Annotated in this window: 24 protein-coding genes and 1 other RNA gene; 18 read left to right on the forward strand and 7 right to left on the reverse strand. The window is 57.7% G+C overall.

What is annotated here, in order from left to right:
• Positions 1-55: 55 nt before the first annotated feature.
• The 4 genes from H7B67_RS19145 to rnpB all read left to right on the forward strand — a co-directional run bounded on the left by H7B67_RS19145 (position 56) and on the right by rnpB (position 3,369).
• A complete protein-coding gene (locus H7B67_RS19145; protein WP_185121461.1) occupies positions 56-889 on the forward strand; it encodes a hypothetical protein in 834 nt (277 codons plus the stop codon).
• A gap of 3 nt (positions 890-892) precedes the next feature.
• The gene (locus tag H7B67_RS19150; RefSeq protein ID WP_185121462.1) at positions 893-1,690 is read left to right on the forward strand and encodes a tRNA (adenine(22)-N(1))-methyltransferase; all 798 of its coding nucleotides are present in this window, start codon (positions 893-895) and stop codon (positions 1,688-1,690) included.
• Complete coding sequence (locus H7B67_RS19155; RefSeq protein ID WP_185121463.1) at positions 1,666-2,781, forward strand: Nif3-like dinuclear metal center hexameric protein; 1,116 nt, start codon at positions 1,666-1,668, stop codon at positions 2,779-2,781. Before H7B67_RS19150 ends, H7B67_RS19155 begins: the two co-directional genes overlap by 25 nt.
• 108 nt (positions 2,782-2,889) lie before the next feature.
• Positions 2,890-3,369: RNase P RNA component class A (gene rnpB, locus H7B67_RS19160), an RNA gene on the forward strand.
• A gap of 52 nt (positions 3,370-3,421) precedes the next feature.
• Here rnpB and H7B67_RS19165 read toward each other — a convergent pair.
• The 3 genes from H7B67_RS19165 to H7B67_RS19175 form a co-directional block, all read right to left on the reverse strand.
• On the reverse strand, positions 3,422-3,874 hold the full coding sequence (locus tag H7B67_RS19165; RefSeq protein WP_342592466.1) for a disulfide oxidoreductase: 453 nt from the start codon (positions 3,872-3,874) through the stop codon (positions 3,422-3,424).
• Between the two features lie 14 nt (positions 3,875-3,888).
• Positions 3,889-4,551, reverse strand: coding sequence for a DsbA family protein (locus H7B67_RS19170; protein WP_185121464.1), 663 nt, complete (start codon positions 4,549-4,551; stop codon positions 3,889-3,891).
• 235 nt (positions 4,552-4,786) lie between these two features.
• Complete coding sequence (locus tag H7B67_RS19175; RefSeq protein ID WP_185121465.1) at positions 4,787-6,805, reverse strand: S8 family serine peptidase; 2,019 nt, start codon at positions 6,803-6,805, stop codon at positions 4,787-4,789.
• 203 nt (positions 6,806-7,008) lie between these two features.
• Here H7B67_RS19175 and H7B67_RS19180 point away from each other — a divergent pair, with 203 nt between their 5' ends.
• The 5 genes from H7B67_RS19180 to thiI all read left to right on the forward strand — a co-directional run bounded on the left by H7B67_RS19180 (position 7,009) and on the right by thiI (position 11,315).
• Positions 7,009-7,512, forward strand: coding sequence for a DUF3907 family protein (locus H7B67_RS19180; protein ID WP_185121466.1), 504 nt, complete (start codon positions 7,009-7,011; stop codon positions 7,510-7,512).
• A 99-nt stretch (positions 7,513-7,611) separates the two neighbouring features.
• Entirely contained in the window at positions 7,612-7,824 is a 213-nt protein-coding gene (locus H7B67_RS19185; protein ID WP_185121467.1) for a DUF1540 domain-containing protein, read from the forward strand.
• A gap of 131 nt (positions 7,825-7,955) precedes the next feature.
• Positions 7,956-8,795, forward strand: a complete 840-nt coding sequence (locus tag H7B67_RS19190; RefSeq protein ID WP_245363466.1) for a lytic transglycosylase domain-containing protein — start codon at positions 7,956-7,958, stop codon at positions 8,793-8,795.
• A gap of 124 nt (positions 8,796-8,919) precedes the next feature.
• Positions 8,920-10,089 carry a cysteine desulfurase family protein gene (locus H7B67_RS19195; protein WP_185121468.1) on the forward strand — a complete coding sequence of 390 codons (1,170 nt, stop codon included), beginning with the start codon at positions 8,920-8,922 and terminating at the stop codon, positions 10,087-10,089.
• A complete protein-coding gene (gene thiI, locus H7B67_RS19200) occupies positions 10,086-11,315 on the forward strand; it encodes a tRNA uracil 4-sulfurtransferase ThiI (protein WP_185121469.1) in 1,230 nt (409 codons plus the stop codon). Before H7B67_RS19195 ends, thiI begins: the two co-directional genes overlap by 4 nt.
• A 56-nt stretch (positions 11,316-11,371) precedes the next feature.
• Here the strand turns inward: thiI and H7B67_RS19205 are convergent, their stop codons facing one another.
• Positions 11,372-12,112 (reverse strand): YjbE family putative metal transport protein, encoded by a 741-nt coding sequence (locus tag H7B67_RS19205; RefSeq protein WP_185121470.1) that lies wholly within the window; start codon positions 12,110-12,112, stop codon positions 11,372-11,374.
• 120 nt (positions 12,113-12,232) lie between these two features.
• Here H7B67_RS19205 and H7B67_RS19210 point away from each other — a divergent pair, with 120 nt between their 5' ends.
• The 7 genes from H7B67_RS19210 (at position 12,233) to H7B67_RS19240 (ending at position 17,699) form a co-directional block, all read left to right on the forward strand.
• A complete protein-coding gene (locus H7B67_RS19210) occupies positions 12,233-12,901 on the forward strand; it encodes a TerC family protein (protein WP_185121471.1) in 669 nt (222 codons plus the stop codon).
• A 180-nt stretch (positions 12,902-13,081) separates the two neighbouring features.
• Entirely contained in the window at positions 13,082-13,564 is a 483-nt protein-coding gene (locus H7B67_RS19215) for a hypothetical protein (protein ID WP_185121472.1), read from the forward strand.
• A 145-nt stretch (positions 13,565-13,709) separates the two neighbouring features.
• Entirely contained in the window at positions 13,710-15,551 is a 1,842-nt protein-coding gene (gene typA, locus H7B67_RS19220; protein ID WP_185121473.1) for a translational GTPase TypA, read from the forward strand.
• 37 nt (positions 15,552-15,588) lie between these two features.
• A complete protein-coding gene (locus H7B67_RS19225) occupies positions 15,589-15,894 on the forward strand; it encodes a YlaH-like family protein (protein ID WP_185121474.1) in 306 nt (101 codons plus the stop codon).
• A gap of 89 nt (positions 15,895-15,983) precedes the next feature.
• Entirely contained in the window at positions 15,984-16,286 is a 303-nt protein-coding gene (locus H7B67_RS19230) for a hypothetical protein (protein ID WP_185121475.1), read from the forward strand.
• A 146-nt stretch (positions 16,287-16,432) separates the two neighbouring features.
• On the forward strand, positions 16,433-17,365 hold the full coding sequence (locus tag H7B67_RS19235) for an LCP family protein (RefSeq protein WP_245363464.1): 933 nt from the start codon (positions 16,433-16,435) through the stop codon (positions 17,363-17,365).
• A gap of 112 nt (positions 17,366-17,477) precedes the next feature.
• Positions 17,478-17,699: a hypothetical protein gene (locus H7B67_RS19240; RefSeq protein WP_185121477.1), complete on the forward strand. Its 222-nt coding sequence runs from the start codon at positions 17,478-17,480 to the stop codon at positions 17,697-17,699.
• Positions 17,700-17,718: 19 nt separating this feature from the next.
• On the opposite strand, the gene H7B67_RS19245 is transcribed toward H7B67_RS19240, so the two are convergent.
• Positions 17,719-18,324, reverse strand: a complete 606-nt coding sequence (locus H7B67_RS19245; protein ID WP_185121478.1) for a YhcN/YlaJ family sporulation lipoprotein — start codon at positions 18,322-18,324, stop codon at positions 17,719-17,721.
• Positions 18,325-18,501: 177 nt separating this feature from the next.
• Here H7B67_RS19245 and H7B67_RS19250 point away from each other — a divergent pair, with 177 nt between their 5' ends.
• Positions 18,502-19,836, forward strand: coding sequence for a PhoH family protein (locus H7B67_RS19250; protein WP_185121479.1), 1,335 nt, complete (start codon positions 18,502-18,504; stop codon positions 19,834-19,836).
• 7 nt (positions 19,837-19,843) lie between these two features.
• On the opposite strand, the gene H7B67_RS19255 is transcribed toward H7B67_RS19250, so the two are convergent.
• The gene (locus tag H7B67_RS19255; RefSeq protein WP_185121480.1) at positions 19,844-20,344 is read right to left on the reverse strand and encodes a hypothetical protein; all 501 of its coding nucleotides are present in this window, start codon (positions 20,342-20,344) and stop codon (positions 19,844-19,846) included.
• Between the two features lie 216 nt (positions 20,345-20,560).
• On the opposite strand from H7B67_RS19255, the gene H7B67_RS19260 reads away from it, so the two are divergent.
• On the forward strand, positions 20,561-21,877 hold the full coding sequence (locus tag H7B67_RS19260; protein ID WP_185121481.1) for an extracellular solute-binding protein: 1,317 nt from the start codon (positions 20,561-20,563) through the stop codon (positions 21,875-21,877).
• Here H7B67_RS19260 and H7B67_RS19265 read toward each other — a convergent pair.
• Positions 21,848-22,951, reverse strand: a complete 1,104-nt coding sequence (locus H7B67_RS19265; RefSeq protein WP_185121482.1) for a coiled-coil domain-containing protein — start codon at positions 22,949-22,951, stop codon at positions 21,848-21,850. The genes H7B67_RS19260 and H7B67_RS19265 overlap by 30 nt on opposite strands.
• Positions 22,952-23,010 lie beyond the last annotated feature (59 nt).

The following is a 23,010-nucleotide window of genomic DNA, read 5'->3' on the forward strand; positions in this document are numbered from 1 at the left end:
CCGAGACGGTTGGAGGTCTTTTTGTTCCACAAACGGGCGAGAGGAGCGGTCGTTCATGCCAGCGTTGGATGAAGATAAGAAGAAGCTGATCGTCAATGAGATCGAATATTGGCGCCGAGGGAAGATGCTGCCCGAGCAATATTGCGACTTCCTGCAAAATTTGTATTTGGATGATTTGGCAGATCGGCCTAAGAATATGGTTGGAGCCGCGATTCGAAGAATAGAAAGAGCATCGCGCAAAGAATGGTTCCTTGTTATTGGAATTTTTGTAAGTGTTTGTTTGATCGTACTTCATTTTAGCGTGTTTCCCCTCCTATTGCAAATCGCTTTGATCGGCCTTGGCACCTGCGGCTTCGTGGTTGGAAGCGCATGGTGGAGGGAGAAGCTGCCCAAGCGGTCGTACTTGCTCGCATTCGGCGGCGTCCTCTATTTGATCGTTACCGGCATCTCCCTGCTGGAGCTTCATGATTGGACGCAAGGCTCGGGGCCTTTGCTGCTGATAGGCATATGCGCGCTCGTTTGGATCGTATGCGGGATCGTCATCCGGATCGGCTTGCTCCATTGGGCGGGCTGGATGGCCGTCGTGGCCCTATATGCGAGCTTGCTCTGGAAGCACACATCCGATCCGTCCTGGTTCGAGGTTCAGCTATATTGGCTTCCGGCTTCCCTGCTGTTCGGCTGGCTGAGCTGGTTCGCTTATGCTAAGATCAAATCGGCGGGCGGGGTGCTGTTCGGAACGGCGCTCGTGCTGTGGTTTATGCCGGAGCTGTATTCCGCTTTGCTCGGGGTTAAGGGCGGCTTTATGATCGGCGAATGGATCGTTAAGACGCTTCTGCTGGGCTTGCTGCTTTATCGATTTAGAAAACAATGGATGGAATGGGTTGTTTAACGAATGACGGATACGAAAGCGAATGCAGCGAACATGAAAATATCCCGCCGATTGTCGGCGCTGGCGGAATGGGTTCCCGAGGGAGCCCGTTTCGCCGATATTGGGACCGATCACGCGCTACTGCCCGTCTATCTGGCGAGCTCCGGACGAATTCGGCTGGCCGTTGCCGGAGACGTGCACAAGGGTCCCGTGGAAGCCGCCAGAAGACAGGTCGCTTCCGCCGGGTTAGCCGACATTATCTCCGTTCGTCACGGCGACGGCCTGTCCGTACTGCGCCAGGGCGAAGCGGATACGGTTTGCATCGCCGGCATGGGCGGAAGCTTGATGGTTCGCCTGCTCGAGGAGGCGGGACCTCTTCTGGACTCGGTAACTACGCTGGTCCTGTCTCCCCATGTGGCCGAAGAGCAAGTGCGTCGTTGGTTGAACCACAACGGCTTCGTGCTCGCGCGGGAGCGAATCCTGTTCGAGGACGGCGAATATTATACTTTGCTCAAGGCGGAGCGGGACGAGAGCGGGAGGGCGCGGGAGAGAATTGCCGAGCTCTATTCCCCTGCCTTACTGGCCCCGTGCTGCGCTGTCGTGCCGGAGGAGCTGCTCCTCGCGATGGGACCTCTCCTGCTGCGCTCTCCGTCGGAGGAATTTCGCGGCAAGTGGGAGCGGGAGCTGGCCAAGCGCGAGATGATTCTCGGTCAGCTGCGCAAGTCGAGTCAGCCGGAATCCGCCGAGAAGGCGAAGGAATGGGAGAGCTTTAACCATCGTTTGAAGGAGGTGCTCGCGTGTTTGCCCGGGGAGAAACGATAATCCAATACATGGAGAAGCTGGCGCCCAAGCATTATGCGGTGCCGGACGACCGAATCGGCTTGCAGGTCGGCTCGCTTCGCAAGGAAATCCGGAAGGTCCTGATCGCTCTCGACGTCAACGCGGAGGTAGCGGAAGAGGCGGCGTCGCTGGGGGCGGAGCTGATCATCGCTCATCACGCGCCGATCTATCGTCCGCTTAAGCACCTGCAGACGGATACGCCGGCAGGCGCGCTGATGGCAAGCCTTCTCCGCAACGATATCGCCGTTTACGTCGCCCATACGAACCTGGATACCGCCGACGGCGGCATGAACGACTGGATGGCCGAAGCGCTCGGCCTGGAAGGGCGCGCCGTGCTGGAGGAGGTTCATACCGACAAGCTGTTCAAGCTGGTCGTATTCGTGCCTAAGGACCATGCGGAGAAGGTCAGGGGCGCGTTATTCGGCGCGGGAGCGGGCTGGATCGGCAATTATAGCGACTGCAGCTTCAACGTAGACGGAACGGGCACTTTCCTGCCTCGCGAAGGCTCGAATCCGTTCATCGGCAAGCCCGGCAAGCGGGAGGAAGCGGAGGAGGTTCGGATCGAGACGGTCGTGCCGGACAGCGTCCGCAAGGCGGTTATCCAGGCGATGCTGAAGGCTCATCCTTACGAAGAAGTCGCGTACGATCTTTACCCGATGGACCTCAAAGGGAGGACGTTCGGACTGGGCCGCGTCGGCGCGCTGCCGGCGGCCGAGAGCCTGGACGAGTTCGCGGAACGTGTCAAGCGGGCGTTCGACGTTCCGTTCGTGCGCGTCGTCGGAGACGCGGGACGATCGGTCCGCAAGGTGGCCGTCCTGGGCGGCTCCGGCTCGCGCTACATTCGCCATGCGAAGTTCGCCGGGGCGGACGTGCTCGTCACCGGCGACATCGATTACCACACCGCGCAGGACGCGGACGTAATGGGCCTCGCCATCGTCGATCCCGGCCACAACGCGGAGAAGATCATGAAGCCGAAGACGGCGGAGTGGCTGCAAGCCAAGCTGCGCGAGCAAGGCTACGAGACCGAGGTTATTCCTTCGTCGATCGACACGGAGCCGTTCCGGGTCAAATAAGCATCTTTAAGTCCGCATGCCGTTCCAAGCGGAATATTCGCCACATGCGGAACTCATTTCCGTTTGTATTCCGGGACGAATCCATGTATACTAGACGTTGCGCATCGGAAAGTTTGACAGACAATCGCTGGCGGCGCGAGCCGCGAGAGGAAAGTCCGGGCTCCATAGGGCAGGATGCTGGATAACGTCCAGTCGGCGCGAGCCGAAGGATAGTGCCACAGAAACGGACCGCCGATGGACTCAATCCCCAACCGGTTTGGGGGCCTCCGCAAAGTAATCGGATTAAGCTTCGAAGCTTATCGTCACTTTGTGGGGATGAGTATCAGGCAAGGGTGGAACCGTGGTGTAAGAGACCACGAGGGGCATGGGCGACCATGCTCCTGGTAAACCCCATCTGGAGCAAGACCGAAGAGGAACGCGGCAGCCTTCGAGGCTGCAGCCCTAGCCCGGGGCGCGTTCGGGTTGGTCGCTTGAGCCGTTCGGCAACGGACGGCCTAGAAAGATGATTGTCGCTTCCATCCGTGGGAGGGCCGCCCGGCCCGCGATACCACCGGAAGTACAGAACCCGGCTTACGGCAAACTTTCCGGCAAGCAAGAACCCCCGCAAGGCTTAGGCTTTGCGGGGGTTCTTGCATTTCTTTTAATCTTCGATTTCAACGTCGGCCGTTTCTTCTTTCTTGCTCGTAACCTTCAGTGTGATCAGGATGGCCGCGATCAACGCGAAAGCGATCAGCGCGAGGAGCGGGATCGTGATGACCCCGAACCAATCCAAGTAATCCTTGTTGCAGGGCACCCCGGAGCGGCAGGGGACGACGCCGCTGAAGCCGGGGACTTTCTGTTCGGCATAGTGGTAGATGGAGATCAAGCCACCGATGATGCTGAGGGGAAGGACGTACCCCGCGATTCGCCGATCGTCCTTAAGGGCGGCTCGTCCTAGCAGCAGCACCTGCGGATACATAAAAATCCTTTGGTACCAGCACAGATCGCATGGAACGTAATGCATCACTTCGCTGAGGAACAAGCTGCCTCCGGTCGCGACCAACGAGACGACCCAAGCCATGTAAAGCCCGTAATTGCGAATTATTGCGGACACGCTTCATTCCTCCGTCAGGCGTTCTCGGCGCTTTCTTTCTCCGCGTCGGCAACCGCCTTTTCAATTCGTTCCAGGAACTTCTTCGGATCGAGCGAGACGCTGTCGTCGAGCCGCTCGCCATTCACGAGTACGGCGGGAGTGCCGGGGAATTGCTCGGAACGGGCTAACTTGTTCTGCTCATCGATCTCGTCTTGGTACGTTTTGTTCTCGATGTCGCTTCTGAGCTTGTCGTAATCGATGTCGAGCTCGAGCGACTTCGCGAGATCGACCAGATAGTCGGTCGTTGCCCAAGCGAGCGATTCGTCCGGCTGATTCCGATACAACGCTTCGTAATATTTCCAGAATTCCTCGTTGCTCTGATGGTACACCGATTGGGCGGCTAGAGCGGCTGTATTCGAGTCCGCGCTAATGATGGTGTAGTTAAAGAACGACAAGGACACTTTGCCGGTGTCGATGTATTTCTCTTGAATCTCGGGCATGACGTTTAAGGTGAAGTATTGGCAAGCCGGGCACTTGAAATCGCCGAACTCGGCCAGCTTGACGGGCGCATCCGCCGAACCGAGCAACGGCGCGTTATCGTAATTCAATTCAACGGGCTTCTCCGCGGGCTTAAAAATAATTAGAAGGGCAATAAGGGCAACGAAGACGACGGCGGTCGCCCACATGATGATTCTCATTCTTCGCTGTTTCTGCTTCTTAATCTGTTCTTTTTTGAGTCTTTCTTCCGCTTTTCTCTGCGATTTCTGCTGCAAGGATCCTCTTCCCTTCTTTCTACATATAGCCATAAGGACATAGCTTATTCCATTGTACAAGCAATAGCTTAAAAAAGCATGAAAAATCGCGACAAAAAAGCCCGAGGCTGGAGCAATAGCCTCGGGCTTTGACGGTTTTTCGAATTTTGTCCGATTTTACTCAAGAAGATGGATATCGTCTTAATAATTCTTCGACCGCCCGCCGGATCCGCTCCGGATAGAGCTGAAGCGATCCCCTCGTTTCGGGCAGCGTTCCGTCGGCCTCGGTCCCCGCGGTACCCGCGGTCCCGGCAGCGGCGCCTTGTTGAGAGCTTGCCGCGGCGACGGCCGAATTCACGTCGATCTGTCCATAGCCGAATTCGACATCCCTGCCCGCCGCCCCAAGGTCCTTCGCCGTGCCGCGCAGCAGCTCCATCACTTGCTCGTTGGACAGGGAAGGGTTGGCGGCTCTCACCAGCGACGCGGCAGCGGCCACATGCGGGCTCGCCATCGACGTTCCGGATAAAGCGGCATAACGGCTTCCCGGGTAGGTGCTGGCGATCGAAGTTCCGGGAGCGGCGACATCGATGTAATCCCCGTAGTTCGAATACTCGGCTTTGGTTTCGTCGTCGTTCGTGGCGGCCACGGCGAACACTTCCGGGTAAGCGGCGGGATAACCCGGCTGATCGGTGTTGTCGTTGCCGCTCGCCGCGATCAGAACGACGCCCTTGTCATGCGCGTACTTGATCGCATCGTGAAGGAATTCCGCGGAAGCGTAGTTGCCCAGGCTCATGTTGATGACGTCCGCCCCGTGATCCGCCGCCCAGATGATTCCTTCGGCTACGGAATAAGTCGTTCCGGCGCCGGAGCTGTCGAGGACTTTGACCGGCATGATCTTGGTGAACCAGGTCATGCCGGCGATGCCTTCGTTATTGTTGACATGGGCGGCAATGATGCCGGCCACGTGGGTCCCGTGTCCGACGTCGTCGGTCGGCTGCTTCGTAGGATCGATGATGTTTTTGCCCTCTACGAGCCGCCCTTTCAGATCGGGGTGATCCAGCTGCACTCCCGTGTCCACGACGGCCACCACCATGTCCTCCTTGCCGCGGGTGACGCTCCAGCCTTTCTCGGTCTCGATCACAGGCAAATTCCATTGGTATTGGGAATACAGCGTGTCGTTCGGCACGACCTCGGCTCCGGTACCTGTCCCCGTACTCGCGCCTGTCCCTGTTCCCGCGTCGTTGCGTGGAAAGCCGTTCCCGTTCGTGAGATACAGGTAATGGGGTTCGACGAAAATCGGATTCCACTTGGCGAAATAATGCTTAAGCTCGTCCATGCTGTGACTGCCGGAGCGGAACAGGTACGTCTGGCCGCGATGCCTCACGACCGATAAATTCAGCTCCTTGCGCAGCTTCAGCAGCTCTCTATCGTCAAGCGGCTTGCGGAACTTGACGACGATCTCGTCGACCGCGTAGTGGCTTGCGTTGCCGTTATCCTCGCCGGTGCGCACCGTCTTGTCTTTATTCGTGTTGGGAACGACCGATTCGACGCGATAGCGGCCTTCCGCCGGAAACGGGACGACGCGCAGGTTGCGCCGTTGATGCCGTTCCACCTCTTGGACGACATCCGTTCGCACGAGCGCGATGACCCCGTCTCCTTTTTTAGCGTCCGGGTGGGCCATGACAAAATGGGTTTCGCCGTCGTAACGGAACGAAGGCGACTCGTAGCTTCTGCCTTCCTTAAGCGCCTTCTTCGCTTGCGTCAATCCGGTGGAAGCCAGCTTAAGCAGCGGTTCGGGCGCTTTCCCTTCCTGAACGGGAACGCCGCCTCGAATCCAAATGACTCGAACCATGTGCGGATGAGACCGGACGACATCCTTCAGATGAACCGAACGCTTGCCATCGGGGATACGGTTATGCTCGTCCACGAATTTATGCATATCCCTGGAGCAGTCGAGCCGGCACAGCTTCTCCGTGGCGGCCATATCGCGCAGGATGCGTTCCTGCTTGTACGATTGCTCCTGGTTCGGCGTGATTTTCCACGGGGTGCTTTGCTGCCGGATAACCTGCTTCTGCTCCGAACGGTAAGAGGCGGGACTCGGGGCGGGGGACTTGGCGGTCTTGGGCGGCGCGATGAGCGGAACCACGAACAAGGCCACCCCTGCCGTGAATAATAAGCCAACGATGGCGTAGCGGCGCACTTGGTCATTTCCTCCTTTTTGAAGAAAAGCTGATGATGATATTCTAAGGTTAGCTTGGATACCGGGGGCAAAAATATACGGCTATTTTCTGCCTCGACAGTACCGTTTCCCTTCGATTTGTGGTACTATGATTTTGATTTTCGTCACCTGTCCTAGAACCGACGACGCGTACGCTTGTGGATAATGAAAGGGGAAAGCTAATCATGCCAACCGCCAACATTAAGGCGATTGCCGAATCCAGCCGAGAAAAATTGAAATTCGCGATCGAACTGCTTGAGAATTTTCTTAACAATTACGCTCTTCCGCAGCTGACAGAAGGCGCCAGCGACGAATCGGTCAAAGTGCACGCAGGCCTGCTGTCCGATCTTCGCCATCTGCTCGTCTTCTCCGAAGTGGCCTACGAGAAGCTCGGAGCGCTGCTGCGTCGCCCCAACTTCGATAATGACGCCGCTGAGCGGGTTCTATATGACGTATATCATCATTGCGTAAACAATTACTTCTACCCGAAGAACGAAGCTTATTCCGAGGATGGCCGTTACGCCTACACGGGGCAAGACGCGATTCGTTTCCGGGCCAAGCCTTCCCGCGCCGTACGCGATGTCGTGCTCGGCATCTCCCGCAGCTACGAGGAGCTTCGCGACGAGCTGTCGTATTACGAAAGCGAATACTTGACACACCGCAGAATGCAAGGACAAGCGAAGTCCTAGCTTAGCGAAAGATAACGAAGCTTCCTTCATCCCCCACCCTCCGATTCGCATACCGCGCCTAAAGCGGGGTGCACACTAGAACCGGGGGGTGATTTGTTTATGCCGAATGGCGTAGCTTGCAGCGTTAGCAACTGTTCGTTCTGGGGGGAAGGCAATCGATGCGCGGCCAGCGAAATCACGATCGAGATCGACGCTCATTCGAAGCAGCGGTTCGGGGACGCCGAATTCGCCGAAGAAGGATTCGCGGAACATCAGGACACGGCGAGCAGCTCCAAGACGACGTGCTGCCTAACCTTCCGACCGAAGGATTAACGGAATAAACCGGGACTATGGAATCGCTTCTGGCGACAAGCTGGGCATTAAGTCCGACTGTTCATGTCGAACCCTGATGTTGTACAATATGGATAAGGTTTGTACAACGGACAATCTCGGGAGCGACTGCAATGACGGATACCAGAGTAACCATGGACCCTCGAATGATGAAGGAATTGCTGCTTAGCCAATTTTTAAGCGGAGTGAATCCTTTCGATACCCAGACGTCCTATGTTTCTTCCACGGACGGCGGAGACGATTTGTTCTCCCAGCTGCTGGAGCAGATGCTGTCGGCGGACTCGGATTCCTACGGGGATGCGTTGGCGAACGCGGATTTTTCCAGTCTAAGCGGCTCATACGGACTCGGCCTTAGCGGTCTAAGCGGATTGGGCGGACTCGTCGGCTATGGGGCTGGTCTTGACAGTTCAAGCACGCTAAGCGGCTTATCCGGCTATGGCGGCCTCGGTCTCGGCTATTCTTCGGGAAGTGCCGTAACTTCCCTTCTTGGCGGAATTGCGGGAGGCGGACTGACGAACGATACCGGCTTTACCTCGGCATATGACAGTCTCATCCTGCAAGCGGCGAACCGATACGGGGTCGACCCGGCCCTGATCAAGGGAGTCATTCAATCGGAATCCTCGTTCCGGGAGAATGCCGTATCTTCCGCGGGCGCCAAAGGGCTCATGCAGTTGATGGATGCCACGGCTCAAGGCCTGGGCGTAACGGATTCCTTCGATCCGATGCAGAACATCGATGCCGGAACGAGATACCTGAGCTATCTGCTTCGCAAATACAACGGCAACGAAGCGACCGCCCTTGCGGCTTACAATGCGGGTCCGGGACGCGTCGACCGGCTCGGGATCACGACGAACGAAGAGCTGGCCGCGAGATTAACGGAGCTTCCCGAAGAGACGCAGGCATATATCCAGAAGGTTCTCTCGAACCGCAATATTTGGAGCTCGGCATTATAGTACGGTCGATTTGGCCTTTATAACCTTTCTTGTGATAGGATCGAAGCAGGATGCAAATCTTGCTTTGATCTTTTTTTGATTGCTTAATCGGGTATATAATAGATGTCCAGAGAGGAGAGTCAACTTGAGAACCTTTTATTTCGATCATTGCGCTTCGACTCCTCCTTACGAGCAGGTCGTTCAGACGGTCGGCGAGCTGATGCGTCTGCACTATGCCAACGCGACGGCTTTGCATCGTTCCGGCCAGGAAGCCGCCAAGCTGGTGGAGAGGGCCAGGCAATCCGTGGCGCAGTCGCTGGGAGCCAAGCCGGAAGAGGTGCTGTTCACCTCGGGAGGCACCGAGAGCAACAATCTGGCGCTGAAGGGAATCCTGTTCGCGGGAGGAAGAAGAGTACCCAAGCATTTGATAACGACTTCCATCGAGCATTCTTCCGTTTACAATACAGCCAAGCAGCTTGAGCGATTCGGAATCGAAACGACGATTCTGCCGGTCGACCGGACGGGAAGGGTGTCGCCGAGCGACGTGGAAGCGGCCATCCGCCCGAACACTTCCCTCGTAAGCGTCATGCACGTGAACAACGAGACCGGCATCGTTCAGCCTATCGAAGAGATTGCCGAGCTTCTGGCCGCGTTTCCGCAGGTTCGTTTCCACGTGGACGGCGTTCAAGCCGTCGGCAAAGTGCCGATTCGTTGGGCGTCGGTCAAAGGCATCGATCTGTATTCGGGCTCCGCGCATAAGTTCCGAGGTCCCAAGGGAGTCGGGTTCCTTCTCAGAAGGGAAGGAATCGAGCTTGATCCGCTGCAGGAGGGCGGAGGGCAGGAAGAAGGGATGCGGGGCGGCACGCACAATCTGCCGGGCATCGTCGGAATGTCGCAAGCGCTGCGGCTGACGATGGAATCGATGGAGACGAGACGGGGCAATATGTTCGCGCTAAGACGGCAATTGATCGACGCGATCCGGGAAATTCCGGAGCTTGTGCTGAACGTGCCGGAAGATGAGGAGCTTGTGTCGCCGCAGGTCGTGAACCTGAGCTATCCGGGAATGAGGCCCGAGGTGCTCGTTCATATGCTGGAGAAGCACGGAGTATACGTGTCCACCCAATCGGCCTGCTCCTCGAAGAGTCTTAAGCCGAGCCGCGTGCTGCTGGCCATGGGCATGGGCGAGGAGCGCGCTTCGGGCAGCCTTCGGATCAGCTTCGGGGACGAGCATGATGCGAAAGACGTCGGCGAGCTGGCGGAGCGATTGAAAATGACGGTTGCGAAGCTGAAGCCGCTCGAGAGGAGCCGAGGATGAGTTACGAGCTGATATTGGTACGATACGGCGAATTGACCCTCAAAGGTCGAAACCGCAAGAAATTCGAGGATCTAATGTTCCTCAAGCTGAAGCAGGCGCTTCGTTCGTTCGAGGCGATCGGATACGAGAAAAATTTCGGCCGGGTCTACGTTCAATTGAACGGGGAGAGCTACGACGAGGTGGCGGCCAAGCTACGGGAGATTTTCGGCCTACACTCCTTCAGTCCCGTGCTCCGCGCGACTCACGACCTCGAGGATATTAGGGCCAAGGCTCTTCAACTGATGCGAGCGGAGAGACCCGTGCCGAGGACGTTCAAGGTAACGGTAAAAAGAGCGTGGAAAGAGTATCCGCACGACTCCCAGGAGATGAATCATCTCGTCGGCGCCCACGTGCTGCGAAACTCGCCCGAGCTGAAGGTAGACGTTCGCCAGCCGGACGTCGAGCTGAAGGTGGACATTCAACCGCAAGGCGTATTTCTGTATTCCACGATGATTCCGGGCGCCGGGGGGTTCCCGCTGGGCATGAACGGCAAGGCGATGCTGATGCTCTCCGGCGGGATCGACAGCCCTGTCGCCGGCTGGATGGCCATGCGCAAGGGCTTGGAGATCGAAGCGGTGCATTTCCACAGCTACCCGTTCACGAGCGAGCAGGCGACCGAGAAGGTGATCACCCTCACGCAGAAGCTGGCCCATTACGGCGGGAAAATCAAGCTGCACCTCGTTCCGTTCACGGATCTGCAGACAAGAATGGCGCAGAGCGGACACGATCATCTGATCATCACCTTCATGCGGAGAACGATGCTCCGAATCGCCGAGAAGCTCGCCGAGCGAAGCGGGGCGCTCGCGATCGTCACGGGCGACAGCTTGGGACAGGTAGCGAGCCAAACTCTCAGCAGCATGAACGTCATCGGACGAACGATCTCCATCCCGCTGTTAAGGCCGCTTGTCATGATGGACAAGCAGGATATCATCCGCTACGCGGAGAAGATCGGAACGTACGAGACGTCCATCCTTCCGTTCGAGGATTGCTGCACCCTGTTCGTGCCGAAATCGCCGGCCACGAATCCGAATCTCCGCATCGTGGAGAAAGCGGAGGCGGAATGGGGAGAGGAGCTCGAGCGCATGATCGACGAGGCGGTTCAAGGGACCGAAACGATCGTCATGACGCCGAACGGCCGCCTCGTTCGCAAGAAGGAAGCCGAAGCGGCGGCGGATCGGTGGTTTTAAACAAAAAGCTCCTAACGACTCTAAATGTCGTTAGGAGCTTTGTGTTAGCTGGAAGTTTAGTGGGATTCGCGGCGCTTGGCGCCGGAAGCCTGCTTGTCTTGGCCGGACGCATTGGCTTTGGCCAGGGCTTTCTGAGCTTTGATCGAGTTGGTCCAAAGTCCGCCGACGACGATCGCGACGACCATGACGGCGATGAACGTATAGGTCAGCACCGGATTGCCGTGGAACAGATTGTCCAGCTTCGGCTCGTGGGTGACCATCTTCGCTGCCGTGTATGCCAGAACGGCGGAGCCGATATAGACGATCCATGGGAACCGGTTCAGAAGGCCCACGAACAAGGTGCTTCCCCAGACGACGACCGGAATGCTGATCAGGAGGCCGATGATAACGAGCAGCGTTTCGCCTTGGGCCGCTCCGGCGACGGCGATGACGTTGTCGAGGCCCATCGCGGCGTCCGCGATCACGATCGTCCGGACGGCCGCCCAAAGCGAAGAGCCCGCTTTGACTTCCTCGTGGTGCTCTTCCTGCACCAGCAGCTTATAGGCGATCCACATGAGAACGACTCCGCCGATAGCCTGCAAGAAAGGTATTTCAAGCAGATAGACGACCAATAGGGTCGCGACGACCCGAATGACGATCGCTCCGCCGGTCCCCAGCCAGATCGCTTTCTTCTGCGTCTCCTTCGGCAGATTCCGGGCGGAGAGTCCGATGACGATCGCGTTGTCTCCGGCCAGCAAGAGATCGATAAAGACGATGGTAAGCAACTTTCCTAGAAAATCCAAGCTAAAAATATCCACGGTGATCTCTCCTCAAACAAACCTCTATCCTAGTTAGTACGGGGCGCCTCGTCAATCGGATTCATTTTCTCATCATAACGAACAAAGCTTGTACATACACCTGATTTAAGGGGGTGCAGTATGGGACTCGGGGAAAGCTTTATGGTGTTCGTCGAGATCGTTCTGATCAATCTTCTGCTCAGCGGAGACAACGCGATCGTCATCGCGATGGCTGCAAGAAGGCTCCCGCCGGCTCAGAGACAAGCCGCCGTCTGGTGGGGAACCGCGGCCGCGGTCGTGCTTAGATGCGGGCTTACTCTCGCTGCCGTGGTTCTGCTTAGCATTCCGTTCATGCAAACGGTCGGCGCCTTGTTTCTGTTCGCGATCGCCTTGAAGCTGCTGCTGGATCATGGCGGTCACGAAGCGCAGACGCAGGCGGCATCTACGCTGGCCGGAGCGGTCTGGACCATCGTGGCGGCCGATTTCGTCATGAGCCTGGACAACGTGCTGGCCGTAGCCGCCGTAGCCCAAGGCGACGTCGTGCTCCTGATCATCGGGATCGCCTTAAGCATCCCCATTATTATCTGGGGCAGCTCTTTCATTATTCATCTGCTTGATCGTGCGCCCTATTTAGTTTACATCGGAGGAGGGCTGCTTGGCTACGCTTCCGGCGAGATGTTATTGAAGGATCCCGGCCTTCGGAAGATTCTCCCGTTGGCGGCGGAAGGGGTTGCCGAGAGCCTGCCGTTCATCGCCGTAGCCGTGCTGCTGGCCGCCGCGCTGTTGCTAAGACGCAGGAAAGCCTCTTGAATGCCGCCTTATAACCGGGGACTTCATCGTCAAAATTCACTATTTTTTCAACTCGGGAACTGGTATTTTGAGATGATTTCCAGTACACTTAGGGTTAAAAAGAGGCTTGTCATTCTCGTTCGATAGGTTCGGGTCAAACAGGCGAAGATTGGCAGTCTTCAGACAAAGTGGGGGAACATCGTGAACAAGCAATCCGCCGCGGTAGGGGTATTGGCACTGGCTGCGGGATTGGTCATTCTGCTCGGCAAGCTAGGGGTATTCGCCTTCATTGGCACCGTTTTTTGGCCGTTGTTAATTCTAATCCCGGGAATTTTGCTTCATGTTCTATATTTCGGTCGAATGCTTCCTGCGATAACGCTTGTCCCGGCAGGAATTCTTACGGTGGTCGCCGTCCTGCTCGTCATCGGCAACTGGTTCGGCTGGCACTCGATGAAGTACCTTTGGCCGTTCTTCATTCTAAGCGTCGGAGTCGGTCTTTACGAATATTACGTATTCGGACCGGATCGTTCGAAGTCGCTCTGGACTTTATCCCTTGCGTTAATCGCGGTATCCGTTCTGCTGTTCTTCATGACCCTGCTGTGGTCGTGGGGCGCTTATCTGCTCGCGGTCATTCTGATCGCGGTCGGCGCGTGGATGGTGCTGAAGCGCCCGCGGTTCCGATAACCCGCTTGCTAATTGATTGTTTTGGCGTATAATAGAAGGGATGTAGGTGGAACGTCGGCCTTGCGTCGACGTTTTTGTTTGTTCGCGTAACCAAGGGCCGAACTTCCTTGGGATCGACCCTTTATATAAAGATAGGAGTGGAACTATGCATCCAAGAGATCGCATTCGCAATATTGCTATCATTGCGCACGTTGACCATGGCAAGACCACGCTGGTAGACCAATTGCTTCGCCAATCCGGCACGTTCCGGGAGAATGAACAGGTTCAAGAACGGGCGATGGATTCCAACGATCTGGAACGGGAACGCGGCATCACGATCCTCGCCAAGAACACGGCAGTCCATTACAAGAATAACCTGATCAACATCGTCGACACCCCGGGACACGCCGACTTCGGCGGCGAAGTGGAACGGATCATGAAGATGGTAGACGGCGTCCTGCTCGTCGTCGACGCGTTCGAAGGCTGCATGCCGCAGACGAAGTTCGTGCTTCGCAAGGCGCTCGAAGCCGGCCTCACCCCTATCGTCGTCGTCAACAAGATCGACCGTCCGGCGGCTCGTCCGGCGGAAGTCATCGACGAGGTGCTCGAGCTGTTTATCGAGCTTGAGGCGAACGACGACCAGCTGGAATTCCCGGTCGTCTACGCTTCCGGCCTGAACGGCATCGCCGGCATGTCCCCGGATAACCTGACCGATACGATGGAGCCGCTGTACGAGACGATTATCGAGAAGATTCCTTATCCGAAGGAAGACACCGAAGCTCCGCTGCAGTTCCTCGTCACCCTGCTCGACTACAACGAATACCTGGGACGCATTCCGATCGGGCGCGTCAACCGCGGCAAGATCCGCCAAGGCCAGCCGGTCGCCGTTCTGGACCGCGAAGGCAAGGTCCGCCAAGCCCGGATCGAGAAGCTGTTCGGCTTCCAGGGGCTGAAGCGCGTCGAGATGGAAGAAGCCGCCGCGGGCGACATCATCGCGATCGCCGGCATCAAGGACATCAATATCGGCGAGACGATCGCCGATCCGGCGAATCCCGAGGCGCTGCCGGTCCTGAAGATCGACGAGCCGACGCTGCAGATGACGTTCCTCGTGAACAACAGCCCGTTCGCCGGACGCGAAGGCAAGTTCGTCACCTCCCGCAAGCTGCGCGAGCGCCTGTTCAAGGAGCTGGAGACCGACGTATCGTTGCGAGTGGACGAGACGGACAGCCCGGACGTGTTCGTCGTCAGCGGCCGCGGCGAGCTTCACCTCGGCATCCTGATCGAGAACATGCGCCGCGAAGGCTACGAGCTTCAGGTCTCGAAGCCGGAGGTCATCATTCGCGAGATCGACGGCGTCAAGTCCGAGCCGATCGAACGCCTGCTCATCGACGTGCCGGAAGACAGCATGGGCAACGTCATGGAGAGCCTCGGCACGCGCAAAGCCGAGATGGTCAACATGATCAACAACGGCAACGGCCAGATTCGCCTGGAGTTCCTCATTCCGGCCCGCGGGCTGATCGGCTACCGCACGAACTTCCTGACGCTGACCCGCGGCTACGGCGTGATGAACCATGCGTTCGACAGCTACGGACCGGTCGTAGGCGGACAAGTCGGCGGACGCCACCAAGGCGTTCTGATCGCGAGCGAATCCGGCACGTCGACGTTCTACGGCATGATGGGCGTAGAAGACCGCGGCATTCTGTTCTTGGAGCCGGGCACGGAGGTTTACGAGGGAATGATCGTCGGCGAGCATACCCGCGACAACGACATCGTCGTCAACATCTGCAAGGAGAAGGCGCTCACGAACGTACGCTCCGCGACGAAGGAAGACACCGTTCGCTTGAAGACGCCGCGTCTCATGTCCATGGAAGAGGCGCTGGAGTACCTGAACGACGACGAGCTTTGCGAAATTACGCCGAAGTCGATTCGCTTGCGCAAGAAGCTCTTGGTCAAGAGCGAACGCGAGCGGGCGGAGAAGCAACGCAAAATGGCGGAATCCGGCGTATAACGCCGGATTTTTCCCGCACATCACGGAGGGACCGTTTATGCAGACTTGGTTCGCAGATCATCCCTTGGTTTCCTATTTGCTAATTCTCGCCTTTACGATATATATTTTTAACGCGGTCTTCCGCATGGGGAAGCTCCCGATCCTGAAGGAGATCCTCGTTTACATAGTGATGGCGATCGGATGCCTCGTGCTGCTCGTTCTTCAGATCGACAAGCTGCCGATCATCCAGTGCATGTCGGTCGCGGTCATTATGATGCTGATGCTTAGGATGCGCCAGCTCTACGACAAATGGCGCGGCAAGCGCTCCGGAACGGGCGCGTCGGAGTCGACCAACCAGCAATAGTATTCGGAGCAAGAGCGGAATGCTAACGATTCGTTATCCCGCCGATCGGTCTCGTGGAAGGCTTCGGCGGAGTCGAATGGGGGGATTCTATGCGACTTACCGACACGTTGTTCTATTGGCTGCAGACGAAGAGAATGACCGAGCTTCGCCCCGAGGACGAGGCGGCGAGGGATTCGCTTCGCTTTTTCGCGCAAATTTTGTCGGAAGATCACGATCTCGCAGAGTTTGCTGTCGCATCCAAGGACTCGGCGAAAATTTACGTCGTCTACACCGTTCGCGGTGAAGCTCCCAAGACGGTTTGGTTCGATCGCGAGGCTGCCGAGCAGTTGGCGGTCGATCTGTACGGGAACGGAGAAGGGGCAGAGGACGACCAACCCGAGGTGAATGAATGAGCACTCCCGCACCGTTGCCTCCTCGAACCAGAACGAAACCGCAGGCAACGAAGAAAAAAACAAAACGGCGTCCCCGTCGTTTTCTAGTCTTCCTGTTCTCATTTCTTATCGTTGTTATCGTTGCGCTTGCCGTGTATGTAGGCGATTTGTGGAGAGATACGAACGCCGCGCTCGAAGACATAGCCTTGCCGGCCGGCAGCGCCAAGCCGATCGCTTCCGAAGATAGGGCCCAGGTCAAGCCGTTGTCCATGCTTCTGCTGGGCACCGATTATCGCAAGGAAACGGGCAGCATGAACACCGACGTCGTCATGGTCATCGCGATGAACCCGAATTCGAATACGGCCACCGTCGTCTCGATTCCTCGCGATACGAATCCGGAGCTTGAAGGCTATCGAACGCAGAAGATCAATGCGTTCTATGCCGGGTTCCATCGCAAGGCCAAGGAGGGAGAAGATGCCGACGCTTATGCCCGCAGCAAAATGCGGGAGATGATGAGCGAGTTCTTCGGCATCCCGGTCGACTATGCGGCGGTCGTGAACTTCCAAGGCTTCTCCGACGTCATCAACGCGCTTGGCGGGGTCAAGGTTTACGTCGACCAAGATATGAGATACACCGATAGCGCCGACGGCACCGACATCAACCTGAAGAAGGGCGATCAGAAGCTGGACGGCAAGGAAGCGCTCGACTTCGTTCGTTACCGCAAGTCGAATCACGGCACGGCCGCTTCGAGCGACTTCGACCGCAACGACCGCCAGAGCCGGGTGCTTGCCGCGATCATCGACAAGATGAAGTCTGTCGGCGGCGCCACTAAGCTCGGCAACGTCATCGGCGCGGTCGGCGACAACATGCGGACGGATATCCCGAAGGACCAGATTATTAACATGTTGAAAGCCTATTACGATATCAATAAGGAACAAGTGCGGTTCATCCCGCTCGAAGGAGTATGGGACAGTCCTTACGTCTATCTGAATGACGAAAAGCTGGAAGAAGCGAAGCAAGCCCTTGCGGAGGAACTTACGACCGAGGGCCGCAAGGTGCAGGCCGCCGCTTCCCCGTCCGCATCCGACTCCAAAGAATAAGCGAAGCCGCCCGGCTTCTCCGGCTACCTGGAATGCAGCGGGCGTTTGTGCTTGGAATGTCGGACTCCCATATGCTATAATGAGGCCAACCAACCTTGAAGGAGGCCCGCGGATGGCGATTGCGGAGAGGGTTTTTCCCGATCATCTGAATATCCGTCTCTCCGAGGACATCTTCAAGGCGGAACCTGCCCGGCTTCATGTTCTCATGAAGAGAGGTGCCGAACGTAACGGCGCCCGTCTGGCAGCGTGTCCGGAATCTCCCATCCATCATGACTTCATAGCCGCAGAACGTCCGATTGGACAACTGTTCGCGGCCGTTAAGAAAGCCCAGTGAGCGATCACTGGGCTTTCTGTCATTTTCCGGAGGTGTTCGAATGGCCGGAGCGGCCGTCCAAATGAGTCTGCATCTTTTGAATCGTACCCGTTCCGTCCGGGGAAGCCGGGGGAACGACGCTGCGCGGCATTTGCGGGACGAGGCGGCCGACAATGTCCGCCATCTCTTCCGCGAAGCCCGCGATCGGCCTTCCGTTGTTCACGTCGGTCCGGATTTCGCGCAGCCGTTGGGCCATGTCGACATCCGCCGTCACGACGGCATCGATGCCGTAAGGGTCCTTGCGGAAGGCTTCCGCCACCGCGTACTTGATCGTACCGACCCTTGACCGCTCCATGGTGCTCTCGACGTCGATTCCGACGACCGCGTACTTGCCGAACACGACGCAGTTCGCCGCTTTGACGCCTCTGACGCTCGTGGCTAGCTGCTCGAGGTGTCTGGCTACCTCGTTCGCGTTCGCCTTCGTAATCACGGCGGCGCCCTGATTCTCGCTTTGAGCCCTTAGCCGGTTGCCCAGTTCAGGAGGGCTTGACTCGTTCCTAGCGTTGCCGCAGCCGGCCGAGCCGAAGGCTAACGCGGCAATCAGAAGTCCGGTGCCGATGCCTCCGCCGATCGATGTAAGTTTCATATCCAATCACCGTCCCAATGTGAATTCTGTCTGGAGGGGATGCCCGGAAAACGAACCCGATGCCTTCGCTTTCGATATCCATCGCAGGAGCCTGCTCTCATTGTTCCCCGTCGGCTGTCAATGATTCAACCTTTGTCTCCATTCGCCAAAATCCGTCGAACCCGGGAGGGACCACCGTTGAAAAAAATTTATGTGCTCGATACCAACGTGCTTCTTCACGATCCGAATGCGATGTTCTCTTTCGAGGACAACGAGGTCGTCATTCCTTCCGTCGTGCTGGAGGAGATCGACTCCAAGAAGAGGCTGGCCGACGAGATCGGACGCAATGCCCGGTTCGTATCCCGCGAGCTCGATCGCCTGCGGGAGAACGGCCATCTTCACGACGGCGTCTATCTGGAGAACGGCGGCTCGCTTAAAGTCGAGATGAACCATCGACGCTTCGTCCGGGTGCAGGAGCTATTCGGCGAAATGACGAATGACAACCGCATTCTGGCGGTAGCGCTGAATTACCATATGGAGGAGCAAGAGAGGGAGGGCGGGGGCAAGCCGGTAATCCTGGTCAGCAAGGATGTTCTCGTAAGGGTCAAGGCGGACGTTCTCGGCATCCAGACCGAGGACTACCTGTCGGACCGGGCGGTCTCGCCGAGCGATCAATATACCGGCCATTTGACGCTGCACGTTCATCCTTCGGTGATCGACGAATTTTATACGTACCGGTTTCTGGGCATTAACCACTTGGGATTGAACGCGAAGCTGATGCCGAACGAATTCGTCATTCTCCGGGATGAGCTCGGGACGTCCAAGTCGGCGCTGCTGAAGGTCAGCGCCGACGGCCATCGGCTGGAGCCGCTGCACTTAAGCAACGACCCGGTCTGGGGCATCACCGCGAGGAACGCGCAGCAGCGCATGGCTCTGGAGCTGCTGCTCAACGACGAGATTCCGCTCGTCACGCTGTCCGGCCGGGCCGGAACGGGCAAGACCCTGCTGACGCTGGCGGCGGGGCTGATGAAGGCGGAGGATGAGCACAAGTACAAGAAGCTTCTCATCGCCCGTCCGGTCGTGCCGATGGGGAAGGATATCGGCTATCTGCCCGGCGAGAAGGAAGAGAAGCTGCGGCCTTGGATGCAGCCGATTTACGACAATCTCGAATTTCTGTTCGACACGAAGAAGTCCGGAGATCTGGATAAAATTCTAATGGGGCTCGGAAGCATTCAAGTAGAGGCCCTCACCTATATCCGGGGCCGTTCCATTCCGGGACAGTTCATTATCATCGACGAAGCCCAGAACCTGAGCAAGCACGAGGTGAAGACGATCGTCTCCCGCGTCGGCGAGAACAGCAAGATCGTCCTGCTCGGAGATCCGGAGCAGATCGATCATCCGTATCTGGACGCGATGAGCAACGGGCTTACTTATTTGATCGAGCAGTTCAAAGGAGAAGGAGTCAGCGGACACGTGACCCTCGAGAAGGGCGAACGCTCCCGTCTGGCTCAGTTGGCCGCGGAGAAGCTGTAACCGCCGCTCAATTCTCGAAGCGATGCCAGCGAACTCCGCAGCGGTATGCTTCCGCGACGCGCTCCGCCCATTCCTCCGATTGGGCGTCGACCGCGAGCAGGCGGATTCCGGGCGGCTCGAGCCGAACGATCAATTCTTCCTCCAACTGCGCAAGGGCCGGGGCGGTTTCCGCTTCCGGCCTTTCCTCCGTCAATTCGAAGAACCGGACTTCCGACAGCACGGCGTATCGGTTCTCTTGGTTAGTCTCCACGATGTAGTCCTCGTAGCGCGGCCCTCGGCGGATGCCGTCCTCCGGAAGGAGCAGCAAGTCCAGCAGGTCGGATTCGACTTTATAATGCGCCAGCAGGTCGAGCACTGCGGGAAGCTCCTCCCGGGAACGGAAGATCAGCAGCTCCTTATGGCGATCGAACAGCTCGGCGCGGTCGGCGATTCCTTTGACGATCTGCGCATAGAAGCCGGGAAGCTTGCCGTCCGGCAGCCTCATTTCGACGCCGATCAGCTTTCTCATGTCCATCTCCTCCAATCGCGTCCTTATCGTTATCAACCAGTCTACCGAATCGCTCCAAGAAACTCCAGTCTCGCTCCCGCGATGCCTTTATTCTAAAAGCGGTTACAAAGAATTGCGCGACAATTCCGTTCTTAACTGCTATCATTAAAAGATAATGTTCAATTCGTAACGGACATCCGATTGGGAAGGGAGGAGACGGGTACGCGCCCCAAAACTTTGCTAGTCATCCTGTTGCTAGGGTTGATGGTGCTGTTCGTGTCTCCTCTCGCGACGTCGCCTTATTCGGTGTCCATCCCTTCCGCGGTGCCGGAGGAGCCGGATGCCGTGCCTGTCCTTACGCCCGTCGATACGTCCGCGGATCCGGCAGAGCTCGTCGTTTCGGCCGTCATTGACGAGAAAGGGTTCGAGCTGCTGCAGAAGCAAGACGAGGAATACCGCAGGATGCATCCGGAGCTTACGGTCAGCTGGAATCGAATCGATCCGGCGGCGGCGGATACGGAGGAGGAGCGGCTGGCGCTCGCCGATCAAGCGGACATTCTGCTCGTGCCGAACGAATGGATACGAAGGCTGGCGGTCGCGGGCAAGCTTAGTCCGGTCGATGCCGCTTTCGTGGGAGAAGCGCTGTCGGAGCAATTCGATGCCTTGATCTCGCAGATGAATTGGAACTTATATCTATGGGGAGTTCCGAGGGAGTTCGATCCTTACGTCCTGGTCTGGAACCGGAACGTGCTGGAGGCGGTCAAGACGGAGACGGACGGGATGGAGCTCCCGCTGAATCCGGAGCAGTGGCAAAGTCTGCCCCAGAAGCTCAGGGATGCAGGCTTGGTCAGCAACTGGCTGGCCATCGACCGGCAGGATCCGTTCGCTTTATTGGCGTGGCTCGGAGCGGTAACCGGCGAGAGGGAGGACGCGCTGTTCGAAGCGGGGGAAGACCTTTGGGGCGATTCGACGCTGGAGCCCGCGCTCTCTTTGCTGGCCCAAGAGCAAGCGGGGGTCGCTTGGCTGGAACCGGCGAAGGACGCGAGCTTCTGGCCGGCATTCGCCGCGGGCCGCTACGCTGCCGCTATCGCGCGCAATTCGGAAGCGGAGAGAGCGCTTCGAGAGCTGCCGGAAGCATCCGCCGCCGCGCTGAAGATCGACCGGGTTTCCTGGAACTCCGAATTCGTTTGGCCCGGCGGTTCCAGCTTCGCTCTCGCATCCGGTTCCGCGAACAAGGAAGCGGCTCTGGGTTGGATCGCCGAGATGACGAGCGAGGACAATCAATGGGAGAATTATCTCGCGACGGACAGGCTTCCGGTCTATCGCTCCTTATTCGAAGGCGGCAAGGGCGTTCGTCCTCCGGTGTCCGTGGCGGTCGCCGGGCGGTTCCCGAACCAGACGACGACCTCCATGGAGCCGGAGGTTCCCTCCCGGGCCAGCCTGCTGAAGAGCCTATGGGAGGAATGGCTGGAGGGCGGCATTACGCTGCCCGAATGGAGAGACAGCTGGGAGGACTCCAGAGGGTTACTTGCCGAGCCGGAGTCCGACGACTAGTTTCCCGTCCTCCATCTTGACCGAGTCCGCTTTTATATAAGAGATGAATTGCTGAGGATAGAAGCCGAGGTCGAACTCGTTCTCCAGATCGCGCCTTGTCGTATCCGGAAGCTCCAGATCGTTGAAGACAAGCTTATCCACGTGAAATAATATGGCGTTCTTCGGTTCGTTCTCGATCGTATAATGGCCTTCGATTCTCGCCTTGACGTCTCCGCTGCTTCCCTCGAGGATCATGAGGTCCGTCGCGAACGAGATGGTAAAATCGCGCAGACGGTCGTCCTGGTCGCGCAGAAATTCATTCAGCTGATCGTCGGTGATGGTCAGCTTCGCTTTGAGTCCGTTCGTCTCCAAGGCGTCCGGATGCTCCTTCAGCCAGTCGGGCAGCTTGGACATCGCTTTGGACAACGCCCGGAACTGCTGCCTGACCTCGTAGATGCCGACATTTTGCCAATAGGCCTGCATTTCCTCCATCATCCTGCGAAGCCCTTCTTCGTCTCCGCTGGCGGCAAGGAGCGAGTCGAGCTCTCGCTGAAGCGTCTCGATTCTCTGTCTTTGGGCAATGAGTTCCGATTCCACCCGGGCGAGCTCTTCCTTGCTTCGTTCCAACGACCGATATCCGTTCTGCAAAGCCTCATAGTCGTCTTCGTAGCGCGAAAGAATCTCATGGTCGGACTTGAACAGCAGGTCCATCAGCTCCCAGGTGACGAGAAGCTCTTTGAGGGAGCGCGCTTTGAGCAGGGCGGACCACATCGCATCCTTCTGCCCCATATAATAGGTTCGCAGGACCCGTCCGGCTTGCTCGCGTTTGGCCGCGATCGCGACCTCCTGCCGGACCAGCTTCTTGGACGCCTGTTCGATGCCGATCTCCGTATCCGCGCGAAGGCCGGCGATCCGTTCGATCTCCCGGTCGATCTCGACGACGGTAAGGCCTTTTTCGAGCAGCTTTCTCGTTTCTTCGCCATAGCCGGCCGGCGCGGCATACGCGGGCATCGTCAGCAGGTTCGTTCCGGGCATCAGCAGCAATGAGGTTAAGGTCAGCCCCAAGGCAAGGATCAGGGAGAGGCGACGTAGCATGGCAGGGACCTCCCTTTCGTTCGAATGGACATGCGCCGGGTTGATCCCATTCTATGAGT

It is taken from the genome of Cohnella thailandensis, assembly GCF_014212135.1.
In the GTDB taxonomy this organism is placed as follows: Bacteria; Bacillota; Bacilli; order Paenibacillales; family Paenibacillaceae; genus Cohnella; species Cohnella thailandensis.

What these genes read in the sequence shown, in the direction of transcription:
- H7B67_RS19145 (WP_185121461.1), top strand. Translation starts at nt 56, where the DNA reads ATGCCAGCGTTGGATGAAGATAAGAAGAAGCTGATCGTCAATGAGATC.
- H7B67_RS19150 (WP_185121462.1), top strand. Translation starts at nt 893, where the DNA reads ATGACGGATACGAAAGCGAATGCAGCGAACATGAAAATATCCCGCCGA.
- H7B67_RS19170 (WP_185121464.1), bottom strand. Translation starts at nt 4,551, where the DNA reads ATGAGAATCATCATGTGGGCGACCGCCGTCGTCTTCGTTGCCCTTATT.
- H7B67_RS19180 (WP_185121466.1), top strand. Translation starts at nt 7,009, where the DNA reads ATGCCAACCGCCAACATTAAGGCGATTGCCGAATCCAGCCGAGAAAAA.
- H7B67_RS19185 (WP_185121467.1), top strand. Translation starts at nt 7,612, where the DNA reads ATGCCGAATGGCGTAGCTTGCAGCGTTAGCAACTGTTCGTTCTGGGGG.
- H7B67_RS19190 (WP_245363466.1), top strand. Translation starts at nt 7,956, where the DNA reads ATGACGGATACCAGAGTAACCATGGACCCTCGAATGATGAAGGAATTG.
- thiI (WP_185121469.1), top strand. Translation starts at nt 10,086, where the DNA reads ATGAGTTACGAGCTGATATTGGTACGATACGGCGAATTGACCCTCAAA.
- H7B67_RS19210 (WP_185121471.1), top strand. Translation starts at nt 12,233, where the DNA reads ATGGGACTCGGGGAAAGCTTTATGGTGTTCGTCGAGATCGTTCTGATC.
- typA (WP_185121473.1), top strand. Translation starts at nt 13,710, where the DNA reads ATGCATCCAAGAGATCGCATTCGCAATATTGCTATCATTGCGCACGTT.
- H7B67_RS19225 (WP_185121474.1), top strand. Translation starts at nt 15,589, where the DNA reads ATGCAGACTTGGTTCGCAGATCATCCCTTGGTTTCCTATTTGCTAATT.
- H7B67_RS19230 (WP_185121475.1), top strand. Translation starts at nt 15,984, where the DNA reads ATGCGACTTACCGACACGTTGTTCTATTGGCTGCAGACGAAGAGAATG.
- H7B67_RS19240 (WP_185121477.1), top strand. Translation starts at nt 17,478, where the DNA reads ATGGCGATTGCGGAGAGGGTTTTTCCCGATCATCTGAATATCCGTCTC.
- H7B67_RS19245 (WP_185121478.1), bottom strand. Translation starts at nt 18,324, where the DNA reads ATGAAACTTACATCGATCGGCGGAGGCATCGGCACCGGACTTCTGATT.
- H7B67_RS19255 (WP_185121480.1), bottom strand. Translation starts at nt 20,344, where the DNA reads ATGAGAAAGCTGATCGGCGTCGAAATGAGGCTGCCGGACGGCAAGCTT.
- H7B67_RS19265 (WP_185121482.1), bottom strand. Translation starts at nt 22,951, where the DNA reads ATGCTACGTCGCCTCTCCCTGATCCTTGCCTTGGGGCTGACCTTAACC.